The organism is Aquimarina sp. RZ0 (assembly GCF_008370685.1).
Classification (GTDB): domain Bacteria; phylum Bacteroidota; class Bacteroidia; order Flavobacteriales; family Flavobacteriaceae; genus Aquimarina.
In genome coordinates this window covers 61,611-77,172 of sequence record NZ_VTZU01000033.1, presented here as the reverse complement: position 1 = coordinate 77,172, position 15,562 = coordinate 61,611, and the positions used below count along the sequence as shown (strand labels likewise).

Sequence of the window (15,562 nt, the reverse complement as noted above, 5' to 3'; positions counted from 1 at the left end):
TCGATCAAAAAAGAAAACTAGGACTAGTGAAAAGAATTAGAAAACAAATTGATAAATTTGGATTAACTAATGATGATTTGCAAATAACTGTAAATCAGTAGTGTAATTTTACGTTAGTCAGAATCAACGTAATTCCATCTACTCTTTCAGGGATTCTGTTTACCGTGTTTCTGAGTTCAACCATACCAGTATAACAAATACAACTACCACTTAAAGGTTTGATATTCTTTAATTCAATTTGTTTAGAAAATTGTTGAACATCCATATTTGCATTTTCGTAATCATTAAGAATAACAAAAGGACTCCATCCATTAATAGAAAAATTTTCTATCAAATGTTTTAGCAATGTTGTTTTGCCAGCACCTAAAAATCCAACAACGGTTATAATAGCTTCCATATTTTTATTCTTCATCTTTATTAGGTTATATATAATATAAATAGAATTTACTTTATGTGTTGTGCATTTAGAAATAATGATGCTAAAAAAAGGGTTTTACTTACTATTTGGTCTAAATGGTTTTATATTTTCGTTATTACATACTAAATATGGGCCATTCATAAGATCTATACAATAAGGTACCGCAGGGAAAACGGCATCTAAACATTCTCTAATTGATTTTGGTTTTCCTGGTAGGTTAATAATCAAACTATTCTTTCTAAGTCCAGCACTTTGACGTGATAGAATAGCAGTGGGTACAAATTTTAAAGATTCAGCTCTCATACGTTCTCCAAAACCAGGCATCATACGATCACATACTGCTTCTGTAGCTTCGGGGGTAATATCTCTTTTGGCTGGACCTGTTCCTCCTGTTGTAACAACCAGACAACATTTTTCATTATCGACCATATCGATAATTGTTTTTTCAATATCCTCTTGTTCGTCGGGGACTATTTTATAAACGTTTTCCCATTCTGAAACCAAATAGTCATGTAGTGTATTTATAATAGCTTTTCCGCTGATGTCTTCATAAACACCCTTATGACATCTGTCACTTACTGTAATAATACCTATTCTCGCTATTGACATTTTTTGTACTGCTTAAGATTATTTTTATATATGTTAACCTGCATTTTTATGCATTGGAACTTTGTGATAAGAATTGAAAGAACTATAAAATATGATATTTTCTAAGTTTTAGCATAGCATCGCTATGGTTAAAATTAAAAATGTAATAAAATGTTATATTTTGCAGTGATTTTAAGGTGTAATAAATCTTCTAGTACATAATATGGGTTTAAGTTATGGAGTATAAATCTAGGCTTCTATTTTATTAAGTACATTCATTTTTTCAATTAAATCACCTGTGATAGCAACCACAGCAGGTTTTGGTATATTATCTTCATCAAAAGGCCATGTGCTGGTGGGGAAACTTAAACCTTTAGTTTGTTCCCCTGGATGTTGTACGCTCAAAAAAAGTGTTTTACCATCTGGTGAAAACCAAGGTCCGGTAAGTTCTGCATCTTTTGGCGCTGAAGCAACTTGAATTACTTTTCCTGCATCTTTACCGTATCTGGGAATTACAAATAGACTATTGTTCTTAAAAGTTATATAGGCTTTATCTTCTCTATTCATGGAACTTCCGGACATGTCTGAGGTTATCCAAAGATTTCCTGACAAATCGAATGCTAAATTATCTGGACAAGAAAAACCATTTTCTTCTCCACCTGCTTTATAAGTAGATGCTTTAAAGCTCAAAGCATCAAATTCTCCATTGGTTTCTTCAATTTTAAGAATAGATCCATGAAAATCATTTTTATCTGTATTATTGGTTAAAGAAATAAATATATTTCCAGTAATAGGATCAATTTCGATATCTTCAGGTCTATTTAACTCTGTAGCCCCCAATAATTTTGCAGCTTCTCTTGCTCTAATTAATACCTCTGTTTGGTCTTTAAACTTATCTTTTAAAATGGTTTGGTTTTCCCAATCCAGAGGAAGCCATTTTCCATGAATAGTATCGGCTACATATAGTGTTCCTTCCTTTAAAGAACCTGGCTTGGAAGAAACAAATTTATAGAAATGTTCATTGTTTTTATCATCGCCAGTATATGCAACCACTCGCTTATCTGTAAGTTCGTATAATGTGCAACATTCGTGAGCAAATCGACCTAAGGCAATATGTTTTTGAGCTGTTCCGTCTTTTGGATTCACCTCAACCACCCAACCATAATGTTCTGGCGGATAGTTATAAAATTCTTCCCAACCTAGCCAGCTTGGTCTGTGCGTAGCTACATTATTTTCATCATATTCAGTTTCTCCAAAACAGCTATCGTAATTTTCTTCACAAGTAATAAATGTTTTCCAGGGAGTAATACCACCAGAACAATTACTATGTGTTCCAATTACAGTAGTTGTTCCTTTAATAGGACTATCCCAGTTTAATTTTATTGCAGTTTTAGCAGTTATACGTATATTGTGTGGGTCGTTTTTAACAACTTTCCATACTCCGTTTTCTTCTTTAATTCGTACAATACTTCCACCAACATTGTACATTTCTTTATCAACTTGTTGTATCGTTCTATGCTTAGATGAGTTTTCATATTTTTTAGAATCAAAATCAGAAACAAAAAGCGGATTTACATATTCATGATTTACCCATAATAAACCGTCTTTAGGGTTGTTATCATCAAAAGGAATAAAACAGGTAAAATCGTTATTAAATCCAAAGGTATCTGTATCATTAATTTTATCGCCCCATTTTATTATAGGGTGATAATCTAAGCCATTAGCTACTAATAAATCATCTTTATCAGAAGGAAGTAAATTCTCTAAAACAAGGTTCTTTAATTCATTAAGTCTTTCATCAGAAATTGCACTAAAATTATTGGTTGGTGTCGTTGTATTACCACAATTTATTAAAAACTGAGGCATAATTACAGCTCCCAAACTGGCTTTTCCTATAAAAAAAATAAACTGTCTTCTATTATATTTCATACTATTATTCTATAGAACTCATCTTATCTTTTTATATTTCCTAAAAAAAAATGAAATTCGTCTATATTTCGTTACTTTTTTCGTCTGTAGTGCTACTATAGACTATAAAAAGTGCCTCGTCTGGTCAAATTTTAATTTATTTTTGATTAAAAAAATCAATAGTTTATCTTTTTAATTTAAATGGTACTTTTCTAAACAAACTAAATCAGGATATATAGTAGTAAATGCATCCTGGTTTCTGTTATATATTTTACCACTTATTTTAATAGGTAGCTTTGACAAATTATTTAATTGTAACTCCAGTTCTTTTATCTTTTTATTCAAATAATAAGAAAGAATTGCGAATTGAGGATTACCTACTTCAAACGATATTTTTGAACGTTTTTTTTGCCTTCTAATTTCCTTATAGAAATTATTTAATGCTCCAATACTAGAAAATTCATTACTGCCTAATGCATCTAAAATGATTTTATTATCCATAGAAAGCACAAAATAAATGGCTCTAATATTATGCTTTTTTATAAATCCCCTTAAGTATTCCATTGTTCTACTATCGTAGATAAAAGAATTACCAAGTGAAGCATAAAAATAATTGTTATGCCTAAATTTTTTGTTGATAGTATATTCTAAACAATCAGTAGGACAGATAAGATAAAAGCATGTAGTCATTATACTGTTGCTTTACTTATAGTATAAGGAAATGAAGAATGATGTACATCAATTTTGAGTACTCCATTTATTAGTTTATATCCAAATGTATATTCAACTTTTGCTTCATTGCCCTGTAAATCGGTAAAGAAATAATTTCCCATGGCAATTGCTCGATTTTTTTCTAATATTAGATTTGTGTTTTCAAACCTTACCTTTGCCCAAGGATTAATTGCAAATCCTTTATCTTCATCACAAGCCTGGTCGTCACCTGCAATAAAATAAGACAAGGCTTTTAATTGTGTAGGTCTAAATTGTTCTATTTCGCATTTGGTCGGCTTAAATAAAACGGGACCATTATCAAAAGAATAACGTTCTTTAAGAAATTCGTTTGCAAAATTCTCACATTCAACCCTAGTGTCTTTTAACGCTCCTATTTTAACTATGCCATTACCCCATAGTTCTTGCGCATTTAGTACTTGTTCTTTAATTATCATTTTTTATATATATTTTTCGATTATTATTTCTAAACACTCATCAGGAATTACTGTTTCTATAAATAATCGCATTTACTAATACAACTGAGTTGCAAATATAATATTAATAATTATTAAAGCAACTTAGTTGCATTTGATTTAAATAATAAGTTTCCCTCTACTTTTTCGCTTCTTTATGATAACTTTAGCTGAGTGTATCCGTTCATAAATGACTAAGACAACGACTTATGATATGCTTTTTTGATAGGCTTGAACATGATAGTTATTTATCACTCATTTATAGAAAAAAATAGTCATAAATGTCGTGCAAAATGCAATGATTGCTATTCAGTCGTTCATCAATTTTTAATGTCAAAATTGTAAAAAAAATAGATTGTACTGATATAAATGTTCTCATCTCTGAGATTTCAATTTGTAAGCTAAAAGTATCGTAAGAGCATGTTTAAAAACAATGTAAACTGATTGTCAGTAGTTTGGTGTTCTGACGACACTTCAAATCGACGACATATCGAGATATGTTGCTTTTTTGAAGTAAAGTCAAGGTTGTCAAAGTAATTACCAGCAGGCAGAAGGGTTTTTAAACATACTCTAAGTATTTCTTCTACATACAAGGATTTATTTCTTAAAAAATATAACCGTAACTAAGGCTATGTTTAGATTTTTTGCCTTAAATAATTAAAAAATAAATTCAATTTCTATACACACGATTTCAAAATTAAAATGATATAAAACAAAGGATCTTCACGTATTTAATGGAATGTCAGAAATTTCAATGCCCTTGCGCTATATTAAAAACTTCATAACCTATATCAGAAAAAAGACTTAAAGATGTATATTACATACACCTTTAAGTCTCAGGATCATTTACGTATAAATACCCAAAATTGAAGTATAAAACATTACATTAATAATCTCTATAAATACGAGCTTCACCCTGAATCATATTTGTAGTGCCGTTATTATCTACATAATTACCAGCAAAGTCTATCGATATATACTGGCCTATACCTCCAGTACCAGGTGTAATGGCTACTAAGTCAAAAGTCATAGGAGTAGTAAGCGCCATAGTTGCATTACCATCTAATCCATCAATATGGCTTAAAGCTTCTATATACATAGTGTTGGGTCCAGTACCGAATGAGTACCCAACTCCAGGTGTTATCGTGTTACTAAATATATATGTTGTATTTGTAGTATTCGATGCACGCACAATTGCGCTGTTACTTCTTATACCTCCAGAAGGCTGTAATAAATCATAATAGTAAGGACCTGTGGTCGTATTAATACGATATCGTATATACTCATTGGCAAGACCGCCACAAATTACTATATTTTGAGTATTTGCACCTGGATTTACCGTAGTGATTGTTGTTGAACCTTGTGCTGTTGATAAATCTACTCCCACAATTGTGATATTGAAAGGTAGAACACAACCAATGCCTGTATAACTATACGAACCTGCTGTGACCGAAATCCCGATAATGTGTTGCCCTGATGAAGAGGAAAGCGTAATATAACCATTCGTTACAGGTGAACTAGAACAATCACTGACATTACCTGATAAAGTGAAGGTTTGAAGAGGGTTTAAAGTTACAGGAATTGTGACATTTGTTGTGGTTGTAAATGGCCCAAAAGAGGGGTCGAAATATAATACATTCCCACAATTATCAAGTATTCTAATTTCCATGATTTGATTAGCAGGTATTTTCCCGCTTACCATTCCAGTAGCATTAGTAGTAGCATATCTTGGAAACCCATTAAATGTGATTTCAACACCTAATCCTGATAAAGGATTTGACGTTATAGCGTCAATAACAGTAGCAGAAAAATTGACAACGGGGAAAGGTGCATCACAATTCCAGAAAGAGAAATGTGATACTTCTGCCACATAATGATTTCCGTTTCTATATGCTAAAGTTTCTTCATACCATACACCTACCTGCTCGTTAAAAGACCACATGGGTACTTCATTTGTAGCGGTGATTATCTGATCTGGGTGAATAGGTATGATTATTTTTGCGGGGTCAATGATCTGTAATTTCTCTCCAGTCGCGCCTCTTAGTTCTACTAGTACCATACCATAAGACCCCAGAGCAACTTGTTCAAAATCTTGTCTAAAACCATATAAGTCTCCAGGCATAGTGTTTGCCGTATCGGGATTGAGAGGATCTAAGTAATTAACACTTACGGCAACATCACCAAAGTATTGATTGCCGGATTCATCGGTAAACCCTGGATTAAAAACTATAAAACCTTCACCTTTCTCAGATTCAAAACTTACTTTTCCGCCTTCTGCTGAGTGTATACGTGCTGTTTCTTTAAACTTAAAAAGTTTGATGGTAAAGTTGTTTTGGTTACCCCTATCAAGATTAGGTACGATCACCCGAGAACCGTCCAGGTATCCATCGGCAAAAGCACGTATATATGCAAAATACTGCTGTACTTGAGCATTTGTAAAAGATACAATTCCGTTTTGATCAGTTTCCTTTTCTTGTGTTCCTAAGAGTACCCTGGCTCCTTCTATAGGTTCATCATTTTCATTTACGATTCTACCTATAAAGTTAGCTTTGACATATTCTCCATTGTATTTCCTAATATATTCGAATAGTGTATCATCTATTTCGCTTGATTCAGATTTTTTGTACGAATCGTTTGCAATTACGTTTTCTGGATTTTCTATAAGATCTGCATCTTTATCACAAGCAGTTACAGAAAAAGCAATGATCAATGCATAGAGTACTTGTTTTAAAAATATTTTTTTCATGGTTAATCGGTTTTAAATTTCCCTACTCTTTTATATTGGTTTTTCGGGTTCCGCCAAGTATTGATATATTAATTAACATTCCTAAATTTTTCTGATGGTGTTTTTAATTGGGTAATCTTCGCAAAAGCATCTCTGTAATTCATCTCCATAGTATACCTATTCAAAATTCCATTCATTTTTTGCATTTATATCAGTAATCTGATTCACTCAATTCTACTGTCTCTATCTTAATTTTTTTGACGGTAAGTTTTTCAGCAGTCTATTTTTGTCCTAATATTTCTTCGCATTTTTCAATAGATAAAATTCTGATATAGATACAAGCACTAAATTGAAATCAAGCTGATAATAGTCTTAAAGATTTTATTGTTAAACAAATAATCCCATATCCAAATAATATGGATATGGGATTATTTTATTTTTTACGTTATTTCTAAAATTACAAAAAAATAATTACTATTTGCGAATTAATCGACTGAAATTCAAGTATATGGTATTATCATGGTCATTAATAATTTCTATCAAAAGTACTTTTGAAATCTAAAATTACATTCTCGATACACTTTCCTTCATCAAAGCACTCCTTTTGATTAGTATTTTAGATATTTTATACAGTAATAATAGAAACTCAGATTAATAGAGCAATACTAACTAAATGTCTTCAAACAGGTGATCAAAAGGCTTTCTAACTTTTAATCTGAATTGTGTTTCATCTTCTTTTGATCTATACCCCACTGTAGCCAAAACTGATGCACTAAGACCTTTCTTGCTAAGATTTATAATTTTATTATATAACTTATAATCAAAGTCTTGCATAACACAAGCATCAATCTTTAATTCAGGACTAGCCATTAATAAATTAGATACTGCTAAATTGTTGAGTTTTTTGATCAGGATTCCCAATCTAAATCTGTTTTCTGTGACAAGCTATTCTTTATAAAATCACCATATCCATTTAGAGCAGTTATAGGAATATTTTGTGTTTCCACTACTAACCGAATATACTCATCAATATGCGTATCTTTTCTTTTATTGTAATCACAAAAAACAAATAATTGAGAAGAAACTGTAATTTGAGGTTGATCCCACGAAGCTGTTTTTAATCACCCTATAAGCTCCTCATTTTCAATAATTAAAGCTTTTTACGATTGTAATCCGTAGAAAGAAATCGAAAGCTGAACAACTTCTTGTAAGTATATTAACTCATTAGACGAAATCTTTTTTGTTGAGTCAATCTTTTCGTAGCATAATACCATTTTAAATTTTCTATCAGGTAATAATACTTTAGCATTTCTATAACAATAAAAGTTTTTAGTTTTAATTAATTTTGAAATGATCATTTCAATTAAATTATGCCTAAAGTAGAAACATTTGACAGAAATCAAGTTTTGCTAAAAGCTACCGAAATATTTCAAAAAAAAGGATATAATGGTACTTCTATGCAGGATTTAGTTGATGTTACAAATCTTAATAGATCTAGTATTTATAATTCTTTTGGTTGTAAACTTGGGATTTTTATGGAAGTACTCTCTTTTTATAAAAATGATATTGATCAAAGTTTTGAAAAAGAGCTGATAAAGACTTACAATACTGCAGACGCTATAAAAGTAATTTTTGAGATTACGCTAAAAAGTATTTTGGAAGATGACGACAAAAAAGGTTGTTTACTGGTGAATTGTACATCAGAAATGGCAAATCAAGAGCCAATAGTTCATTCTTTTGTAGAAAAAAACCAAGATAAAATGATTGCTATGATAGAAGACATTATTAATAAAGGACAGCTGCAAAAGATTTTTAATGAAAAGCAAACTGCTAGTCAATATGCCTTATATTTATTCACTTCTTTACAAGGGCTGAGAATGACAGGTATCTTGAATAAAAACGAAGAAGAACTCAGAAACTTAGTCAACAATATTTTATACATATTATATTAATTTTTTTTAACCCAATTTGAAACGATTGTTTCAAATAAAAATTTAAACAATGAAAAAACTTTTAAGAATTGATGGTAGTCCTAGAAAAGAATCCTCAATAAGTAGACAATTAGCTGATATACTACAGCAAAGACTAGAACAGAATGAGCCATTAACCGTTTTACATAGGGATACTTATTATGATGCTCAAATAAAACTAGGCAATAATGAGAGTGTCTCTGCATACTTTACACCAGAAGAGCAACAAACTGACAAGCAAAAAGAAGCGGTAAAATCGTCTAATTTTCTAGCCAAAGAGTTTGTAGAAGCAGACCTATATATATTTGCAGTACCCATGTATAATTTTACTGTTTCTGCTGGATTAAAAACCTATATAGATCTCATCTCCAGAGCCGGAATTAGTTTTAAATATGGAGAACATGGTCCTGAGGGATTATTAAAAAACAAAAAAGCATATGTGATTATAACTACCGGAGGAACTAAACTGGGGTCAGATGTAGATTATACGTCTGGATATATGAAAACAATTCTAAATTTTTTAGGAATTATAGAGATAGAATTTATTGCATCTGATGAAATTATGGCTAATCCAGAAAAAGTAATAACAGCTGCTACCACAAAAGTAGCCGAGTTATCGTTTTAAAGAATCCTAATACAAATTAAAATATAAAATTTCTTTAAAACAACCAAATAGGTTTTGCAACAGTTGCATTATATAAAGAACTCATCTTGACTTTTTCTATTTCCTAAAAAATGGCTGAAATTCGTCCATATTTTGTTACTTTTTTCGTCTGTAATGTTACTATGGAGTGCAAAAAGTGCCTTATCTGGGCAAATTCCAACTCCTTTTCGGTTAAAAAAAAGTCAAGATGAGTATAATGAAGTGGTTTAAACGTTTTTGATTCAAGCCAAAAAATAAGTTTTTTATACTTCCCAGCAGCGCTTACGGAGTAAGAAAAAGGTCATTTCTATAACCAATTGAAAAAAGTTTAAACCGCTCCAATCTAATAATAATATAATACTAACCTCATAGTAGATATATTATACGATTTGTGATTAAAAAATTCGTATAAATTCATTGAATTATTTTTTCTTTATGCAAGGCAAAAAAATCAAGCATAGCTATAGCTACGGTTTATTTTTTAAACGAAGTAGAAAGGAAAAAGAAACGATGAATATGCTAAATTTTTAGTTATAAATCGTATTATTATAATTCCTTTATCTGTCTGATCATTTGATTTGTGAATCCCCATTCGTTATCATACCAAATCATTATTTTTACCAAATCTCCGTCCACAACTCTTGTCATAGAAGCATCCACTATAGAGGCATAAGGATTCATTTGGATATCAGAAGAAACGATTGGTTCATAGGTAACATCTAATACGTTTAGGTATCTATCTGTTTTTGATTCTTTTATCAGTGTTTCATTGATTTCTTCTGCAGTAGTATTTCGTTCTGCAACAAAAGTGACATCACTTACAGAACCAACTGGCACAGGAGTTCTTACTGCTACACCGTCAAATTTACCTTCAAACTGAGGTAATGCCTTTGTGGTAGCAATAGCAGCACCGGTAGATGTAGGAGTTAAATTAACAGCTCCTGCCCTACCCATTCTTGGGTTTTTCTTTGATGGTGAATCTACTAACGTTTGTGATGCGGTATAGGCGTGAATCGTATTTAAGATTGCTTTTTTTATACCAATAGTTCTTCCTAATATTTCTACCACTGGACTGATATTATTCGTAGTGCAACTAGCACAAGAAAAAATAGCGGTCTTACCCTCTTCTGTATTTACTCCATGCACTACTGTAGGCGTATCTACACTTTTGGTTGGTCCAGAAATCACAACATTTGTGGCTCCTGCCTTTATATGCTTCTCCGCATCTTCTCTATTCGTAAAAAAACCAGTACTTTCTATAACAATATCAATACTATACTCTTTCCACGGTAATTGCGCTGGATCCCTCTGATTAAGGTATACTATTTTTTCTCCACCAACTTGTAGATGATCACCATCAATACGTACTTCTCTATCATAAATGCCATAAACACTATCATACTTTAGTAAATACTGTGCATTTTCAATTGACATTAAGTCATTGACCGCTACAACCTGTAATTCTGGTTCTTCCATAATTACTTTGAGAGCTGCTCTACCAATTCTTCCAAATCCATTAATTGCAATTCTTTTCATTGTATTGTTTTATGTTGGTTTATATAAAAATTTAAATAGTATATATCTTAGTTCTGAAAGTAAATCTAATAAATTCTAGTACTATTCTATCAGAGAAACTCCATTTAGATCCGTAGTCAATATATCACTCATATAATCAAAATAGGGTCTTAACAGTTCATAATGATATACCAGTTTATCTATGAAATCTGGAGCAAAAACTTCGGTATCCGTAAAAGCATGTTGCACAAAAAACGATTTATTCTTGATTAAATCAATAGCATGATGTTCTTTATTAAAACCTTTGGGAGCTGTTTTAACCTGATTATCTGTATTGAATCCATCAAATGCATTTTTGAATTCTGAATTGGCAAGTATATCCCTGATTTCCTGATCATCCATTTCGAATTCTTTTCTAATTCTCAACAAATCTTCTGAATTAGGACTAAAAAAACCTCCTGCCATCAAGGAATTTCCTGATTCTAGTCTTAAATAATAACCTCCTCTACGATGTGCTCCTGCTCTGCTAAAACTTACACTACGATGCACATTATAAGGTGTTTTATCCTTACTAAAACGAACATCCCGATTAATTCTAAAAACTTTTGTTTTTTCTATCTCATCCGTTTCATTCAACCGCGCCATAACCCTACCATAAAAAGTTTTCAGTGTTTTCTCATTAGACTGATACCGCTTTTTATGTTCCTGCATCCAATCCCGATGATTATTCTTTTTTAGATCTAATAAAAAATCAAAAGCCGATTTTGGTATTGTACTCATAAAAATATATTAAGCATTAAAATTAGTAAAATCTATACGCTAAAGATAAGTTTAACTTAAATTTATATCTATATGGAAATTTTGGATACGTGTTATTATTATTAATTAAAAAATGTAAGTATTATGCATAAATTAAGACGTAGCTCGTTCAATATTCTATATATTTACTAGACTTTTCAAAAAAGCCACTAATGAGTAAAGAAAGAAAACAAGTTATAGCTAAGATTGAAGAACAAAAAAAGAATCCCAATCTTAGATTAAAGATCAAAGAAAGAACTGAATATTTTACAAATCTTCTTTTCTATACCCTTTTTGACACAGATACAGAAGTAGAGAAAAACATCGATCTTCTCGAAAAAACATTTGAGGAATTAGTAGATCTTGCTTGTTGGGAAATTGGAAGACCTTGTAGTAAAATCTGGCAATCTTATTTGGAGCGATTACCAGAAATTCTGCAAAAACTAAACAAAGATGCAGAATCATTTATAAAAAGTGATCCCGCTGCCAATTCTATAGAAGAAGTATACCTGGCTTATCCCGGGTTTTATGCTATTGCTATATACAGATTAAGTCATGAACTATTAAAATTTGGATTGCCATTAGTCCCTAGATTGATGACAGAATATTCACATAGATTAACAGGAACCGATATCAATCCAGCTGCAGAAATCGGAGAATCTTTCTTTATAGATCATGCAACAGGAATTGTAATTGGCGAAACTGCAATTATCAAAGACAATGTAAAGATATATCAGGGAGTTACCCTTGGAGGATTATATGTAGATCGAAAATTAAGAAACGTAAAAAGACACCCTACAGTAGAAAACAATGTTACTATATATGCAAATGCTACCATTCTTGGTGGTACTACGGTCATAGGTGAAAATAGTACAATAGGTGGTAATGCATGGATTACATCTTCTGTACCCGAAAACTCTATCATATCCAACACTTCTGAAATAAAAATAAAAAAAGTGATATAATAATGTCTCAAACCATATTAGACCTAATCGGAAATACACCTTTAGTAAAAGCTACTTCCTTAGTTAATAACCCAAATATCACATTATACTTAAAACTAGAAGGTCATAACCCGGGAGGGAGTGTCAAAGATCGGGCTGCTTATAATATGATAAAATCCGCTTTGGATCGGGGTGATATCAATCAAAACACAAAGCTTATTGAAGCGACCAGTGGCAATACAGGGATAGCACTTGCAATGATTGCCGGAATTTTTAAACTGGATATAGAACTTGTCATGCCAGAAAATTCAACTAAAGAACGTGTACAAACCATGAGAGCCTATGGCGCCAAGGTTACTCTTACCTCTGCTGATGTTGGTATTGAAGGCGCTCGTGATTATGCAGAAGCCAAAGTAAATAATGAAGGATATGTTATGCTCAACCAATTCGCTAATGATGATAATTGGAAAGCTCATTATAAAACTACAGGACCAGAAATATGGAGAGATACCCAAGGTAAAATTACACATTTTGTATCCTCTATGGGAACTACAGGTACCATTATGGGAACGTCTACCTTTTTAAAAGAGCAATCTGAAACGATACAAATTGTAGGTGTCCAACCTACAGATGAATCCAGAATACCCGGTATTCGTAAATGGGAAAAAGAATATCTTCCTAAAATTTTTAATCCAAAAAAAGTAGATCAAGTGATTGAAGTAAGTCAGGAAGAGGCTACAGAAATGGCTAAACGACTTGCCAGGGAAGAAGGAGTATTTTCTGGAATGAGTAGTGGTGGTTCTGTAACGGCAGCTTTAAAACTTGCCGAAACATTAGACGAAGGGATATTAGTTGCCATCATATGTGATCGTGGAGATCGATATCTTAGTTCGGATTTGTTTGATTAACAATCTTTTCAAACTATTTTCTAAAGTTTAAATCATTTCAAAATAACAAATTAGTTTATACATGAAGCTAAACAATGCACACGTCCTAATCACCGGCGGAAGCCTGGGAATTGGTAAAGAGACTGCAAAAATATTAATACAAGAAGGAGCTAAAGTTGTAATCACAGGAAGAGATCCTGCTAGATTAGAAAAAACTGCTAAAGAAATAGGTGCAATACCTTTCGTTTTTGATATATCTAATATAGCTGATATACTAGAAAATGCTAGAAAGTGTATAGCGCTGCTGGAAGGTAAGATTGATATACTCATCAATAATGCCGGTATAGGTGTTTTCCCTAAATTAGGAGAAATTACTATTGAAGATTTTCAAACCGTATATGCCACAAACGTATTTGGTTTAGCACTGCTAACGCAAGAAATTTCTAAAAATTTTATTGATCAAAATTACGGAAATATTATAAATATTGGTTCTACAGCAAGCTTAAAAGGTTTTGCCGGAGGCAGTGTATACGCTTCTTCCAAGTTTGCATTGAGAGGAATGACCCAATCCTGGCAAGCAGAATTAAGAAAGTACAATATTCGAGTTGGTTTAATAAATCCTAGCGAAGTTACAACCGCTTTTGCAGATAACACAGAAAGAAAAGAACGTACTGATACGGATAACAAACTGTCTTCTACCGAGATTGCACATACCATTATCTCTTCGCTGACTATGAGTGACAAAGGCTTTATTCCCGAAGTAACTATTTGGGCTACAAATCCTTTTTGATTCTATCCATCCTAGTTTCTCATCCTGAGTTTTTTTAAAAATTCTCAGGATGAAAAACAAACGTAGTAGGATTCATCTTTTTTATACATAAAGTTCATTTCTAAATTAGTAACTTTAGTACATATCAGATTTCTAAACCTATGAATCCCACACAAACATTTCTTAAGGTAAAATTCTTATCACAACAACTCATTAACAAGGAGATCTCTAATGAGGAAGTAGTACAAATTATTAATGAGATTCATGAATGTTTTCAGGAGATCACTAACATATCCGGATATGACACAGAATTTAATCATCTTGTTGCAGTACCAACTGCTACAGGCATGGCACTTTCCCTGAATCACGCTGCGCAATGTTTATTGGATTACAAGAGAACTATGCTGTTTCTAAAAGGTATGATCGCCGCCATAAATGATGCTAAAAAAGAATATCCAAATCAAAGAATCCATATATTTTATGCAGGATGTGGGCCATATGCTCCCTTTGTTACATTGGTTGCTCCCTTATTCCACCCTGATGAAATACAGTTCTCTGTATTAGAAATCAATAAAGATTCCTTGGCATTAGCCACAAAATTGATTGATTCATTGTCTTTATCAGCATACGTAAAAGAATTCTATCTAGCAGATGCTGTAACATTTAAAATTCCTGATGCACATTCCATACATGTCCTTTTTAGCGAAACATTAGATGCTTTGTTATACAGAGAATCCTATGTACCTATACTATGGAATATGTTACCACAATTACCACAACAAGTAAAAGTAATTCCCAATAATGTCACTCTGGATGCATCCGTATCAAATACAAATCCTGAAAAAAAATCCGTAAAAGACGAAGTATCTTGTATTTTTGATGTGCGCCAAACATTTTTGTATCACACAAAAGTATCTGAGCTCCCACAACATTTCTCTTCAAAAAAAATTAAGTTAAAAACTAATTATAAAATTATCATTATAGATACCCAGGTTCATATTTATAAAAACCTATGGTTAAAACGAGGAGAATCTTCACTCACAATCCCGTATCAAATAGATCTGGAAACCCATTTGAAGCATACTCATACTGCAATAAAATTCACTTATGAATTAAAACCACAAGTAGGTCTAAAACATGAATTTTTAAAAGAAATTCCTATCTAAGTAAATCTTTCAAAATTGGCATTAGTATTTACTCACATCTCTGGTTT

At 31.9% G+C, this 15,562-nt stretch carries 15 protein-coding genes; 6 read left to right on the top strand and 9 right to left on the bottom strand.

The window, feature by feature from the left end:
* Positions 1–94: 94 nt before the first annotated feature.
* The 7 genes from F0000_RS13855 to F0000_RS28280 form a co-directional block, all read right to left on the bottom strand.
* Positions 95–412: a tRNA (adenosine(37)-N6)-threonylcarbamoyltransferase complex ATPase subunit type 1 TsaE gene (locus F0000_RS13855; protein ID WP_255452751.1), complete on the bottom strand. Its 318-nt coding sequence runs from the start codon at positions 410–412 to the stop codon at positions 95–97.
* Positions 413–493: 81 nt separating this feature from the next.
* On the bottom strand, positions 494–1,027 hold the full coding sequence (gene mog, locus F0000_RS13850) for a molybdopterin adenylyltransferase (RefSeq protein WP_149625318.1): 534 nt from the start codon (positions 1,025–1,027) through the stop codon (positions 494–496).
* 228 nt (positions 1,028–1,255) lie between these two features.
* A complete protein-coding gene (locus F0000_RS13845) occupies positions 1,256–2,935 on the bottom strand; it encodes a PhoX family phosphatase (RefSeq protein WP_149625317.1) in 1,680 nt (559 codons plus the stop codon).
* 171 nt (positions 2,936–3,106) lie between these two features.
* Positions 3,107–3,478 (bottom strand): hypothetical protein, encoded by a 372-nt coding sequence (locus F0000_RS13840; protein ID WP_149625316.1) that lies wholly within the window; start codon positions 3,476–3,478, stop codon positions 3,107–3,109.
* Positions 3,479–3,603: 125 nt separating this feature from the next.
* On the bottom strand, positions 3,604–4,080 hold the full coding sequence (locus tag F0000_RS13835; protein WP_149625315.1) for a hypothetical protein: 477 nt from the start codon (positions 4,078–4,080) through the stop codon (positions 3,604–3,606).
* Positions 4,081–4,984: 904 nt separating this feature from the next.
* Entirely contained in the window at positions 4,985–6,844 is a 1,860-nt protein-coding gene (locus F0000_RS13830; RefSeq protein ID WP_149625314.1) for a carboxypeptidase-like regulatory domain-containing protein, read from the bottom strand.
* A 648-nt stretch (positions 6,845–7,492) separates the two neighbouring features.
* Positions 7,493–7,744 (bottom strand): hypothetical protein, encoded by a 252-nt coding sequence (locus tag F0000_RS28280; RefSeq protein WP_255452750.1) that lies wholly within the window; start codon positions 7,742–7,744, stop codon positions 7,493–7,495.
* Between the two features lie 449 nt (positions 7,745–8,193).
* Between F0000_RS28280 and F0000_RS13820 the strand changes: the two genes are divergently transcribed.
* Together F0000_RS13820 and F0000_RS13815 are read left to right on the top strand one after the other, a co-directional pair.
* Positions 8,194–8,775: a TetR/AcrR family transcriptional regulator gene (locus F0000_RS13820; RefSeq protein ID WP_149625313.1), complete on the top strand. Its 582-nt coding sequence runs from the start codon at positions 8,194–8,196 to the stop codon at positions 8,773–8,775.
* Positions 8,776–8,824: 49 nt separating this feature from the next.
* Complete coding sequence (locus F0000_RS13815) at positions 8,825–9,418, top strand: FMN-dependent NADH-azoreductase (protein WP_149625312.1); 594 nt, start codon at positions 8,825–8,827, stop codon at positions 9,416–9,418.
* A gap of 564 nt (positions 9,419–9,982) precedes the next feature.
* Here the strand turns inward: F0000_RS13815 and F0000_RS13810 are convergent.
* Both F0000_RS13810 and F0000_RS13805 read right to left on the bottom strand, forming a co-directional pair.
* Positions 9,983–10,972, bottom strand: a complete 990-nt coding sequence (locus tag F0000_RS13810; RefSeq protein ID WP_149625311.1) for a type I glyceraldehyde-3-phosphate dehydrogenase — start codon at positions 10,970–10,972, stop codon at positions 9,983–9,985.
* A gap of 81 nt (positions 10,973–11,053) precedes the next feature.
* Positions 11,054–11,731 carry a DUF2461 domain-containing protein gene (locus F0000_RS13805; protein WP_149625310.1) on the bottom strand — a complete coding sequence of 226 codons (678 nt, stop codon included), beginning with the start codon at positions 11,729–11,731 and terminating at the stop codon, positions 11,054–11,056.
* Positions 11,732–11,922: 191 nt separating this feature from the next.
* Here F0000_RS13805 and epsC point away from each other — a divergent pair, with 191 nt between their 5' ends.
* From epsC to F0000_RS13785, 4 genes are all read left to right on the top strand, one after another.
* On the top strand, positions 11,923–12,714 hold the full coding sequence (gene epsC, locus F0000_RS13800; protein ID WP_149625309.1) for a serine O-acetyltransferase EpsC: 792 nt from the start codon (positions 11,923–11,925) through the stop codon (positions 12,712–12,714).
* A 2-nt stretch (positions 12,715–12,716) separates the two neighbouring features.
* Entirely contained in the window at positions 12,717–13,601 is an 885-nt protein-coding gene (gene cysM, locus F0000_RS13795; RefSeq protein ID WP_149625308.1) for a cysteine synthase CysM, read from the top strand.
* A 61-nt stretch (positions 13,602–13,662) separates the two neighbouring features.
* On the top strand, positions 13,663–14,370 hold the full coding sequence (locus tag F0000_RS13790; RefSeq protein ID WP_149625307.1) for an SDR family oxidoreductase: 708 nt from the start codon (positions 13,663–13,665) through the stop codon (positions 14,368–14,370).
* Between the two features lie 140 nt (positions 14,371–14,510).
* Entirely contained in the window at positions 14,511–15,515 is a 1,005-nt protein-coding gene (locus tag F0000_RS13785) for a phytanoyl-CoA dioxygenase (protein ID WP_149625306.1), read from the top strand.
* Positions 15,516–15,562: the final 47 nt, after the last annotated feature.

Coding starts and splice junctions, on each gene's coding strand:
- F0000_RS13845 (WP_149625317.1), bottom strand. CDS start 2,935: ATGAAATATAATAGAAGACAGTTTATTTTTTTTATAGGAAAAGCCAGT.
- mog (WP_149625318.1), bottom strand. CDS start 1,027: ATGTCAATAGCGAGAATAGGTATTATTACAGTAAGTGACAGATGTCAT.
- F0000_RS13815 (WP_149625312.1), top strand. CDS start 8,825: ATGAAAAAACTTTTAAGAATTGATGGTAGTCCTAGAAAAGAATCCTCA.
- F0000_RS13790 (WP_149625307.1), top strand. CDS start 13,663: ATGAAGCTAAACAATGCACACGTCCTAATCACCGGCGGAAGCCTGGGA.
- F0000_RS13805 (WP_149625310.1), bottom strand. CDS start 11,731: ATGAGTACAATACCAAAATCGGCTTTTGATTTTTTATTAGATCTAAAA.
- F0000_RS13830 (WP_149625314.1), bottom strand. CDS start 6,844: ATGAAAAAAATATTTTTAAAACAAGTACTCTATGCATTGATCATTGCT.
- cysM (WP_149625308.1), top strand. CDS start 12,717: ATGTCTCAAACCATATTAGACCTAATCGGAAATACACCTTTAGTAAAA.
- F0000_RS13820 (WP_149625313.1), top strand. CDS start 8,194: ATGCCTAAAGTAGAAACATTTGACAGAAATCAAGTTTTGCTAAAAGCT.
- F0000_RS13835 (WP_149625315.1), bottom strand. CDS start 4,080: ATGATAATTAAAGAACAAGTACTAAATGCGCAAGAACTATGGGGTAAT.
- epsC (WP_149625309.1), top strand. CDS start 11,923: ATGAGTAAAGAAAGAAAACAAGTTATAGCTAAGATTGAAGAACAAAAA.
- F0000_RS13855 (WP_255452751.1), bottom strand. CDS start 412: ATGAAGAATAAAAATATGGAAGCTATTATAACCGTTGTTGGATTTTTA.
- F0000_RS13785 (WP_149625306.1), top strand. CDS start 14,511: ATGAATCCCACACAAACATTTCTTAAGGTAAAATTCTTATCACAACAA.
- F0000_RS13840 (WP_149625316.1), bottom strand. CDS start 3,478: ATGGAATACTTAAGGGGATTTATAAAAAAGCATAATATTAGAGCCATT.
- F0000_RS13810 (WP_149625311.1), bottom strand. CDS start 10,972: ATGAAAAGAATTGCAATTAATGGATTTGGAAGAATTGGTAGAGCAGCT.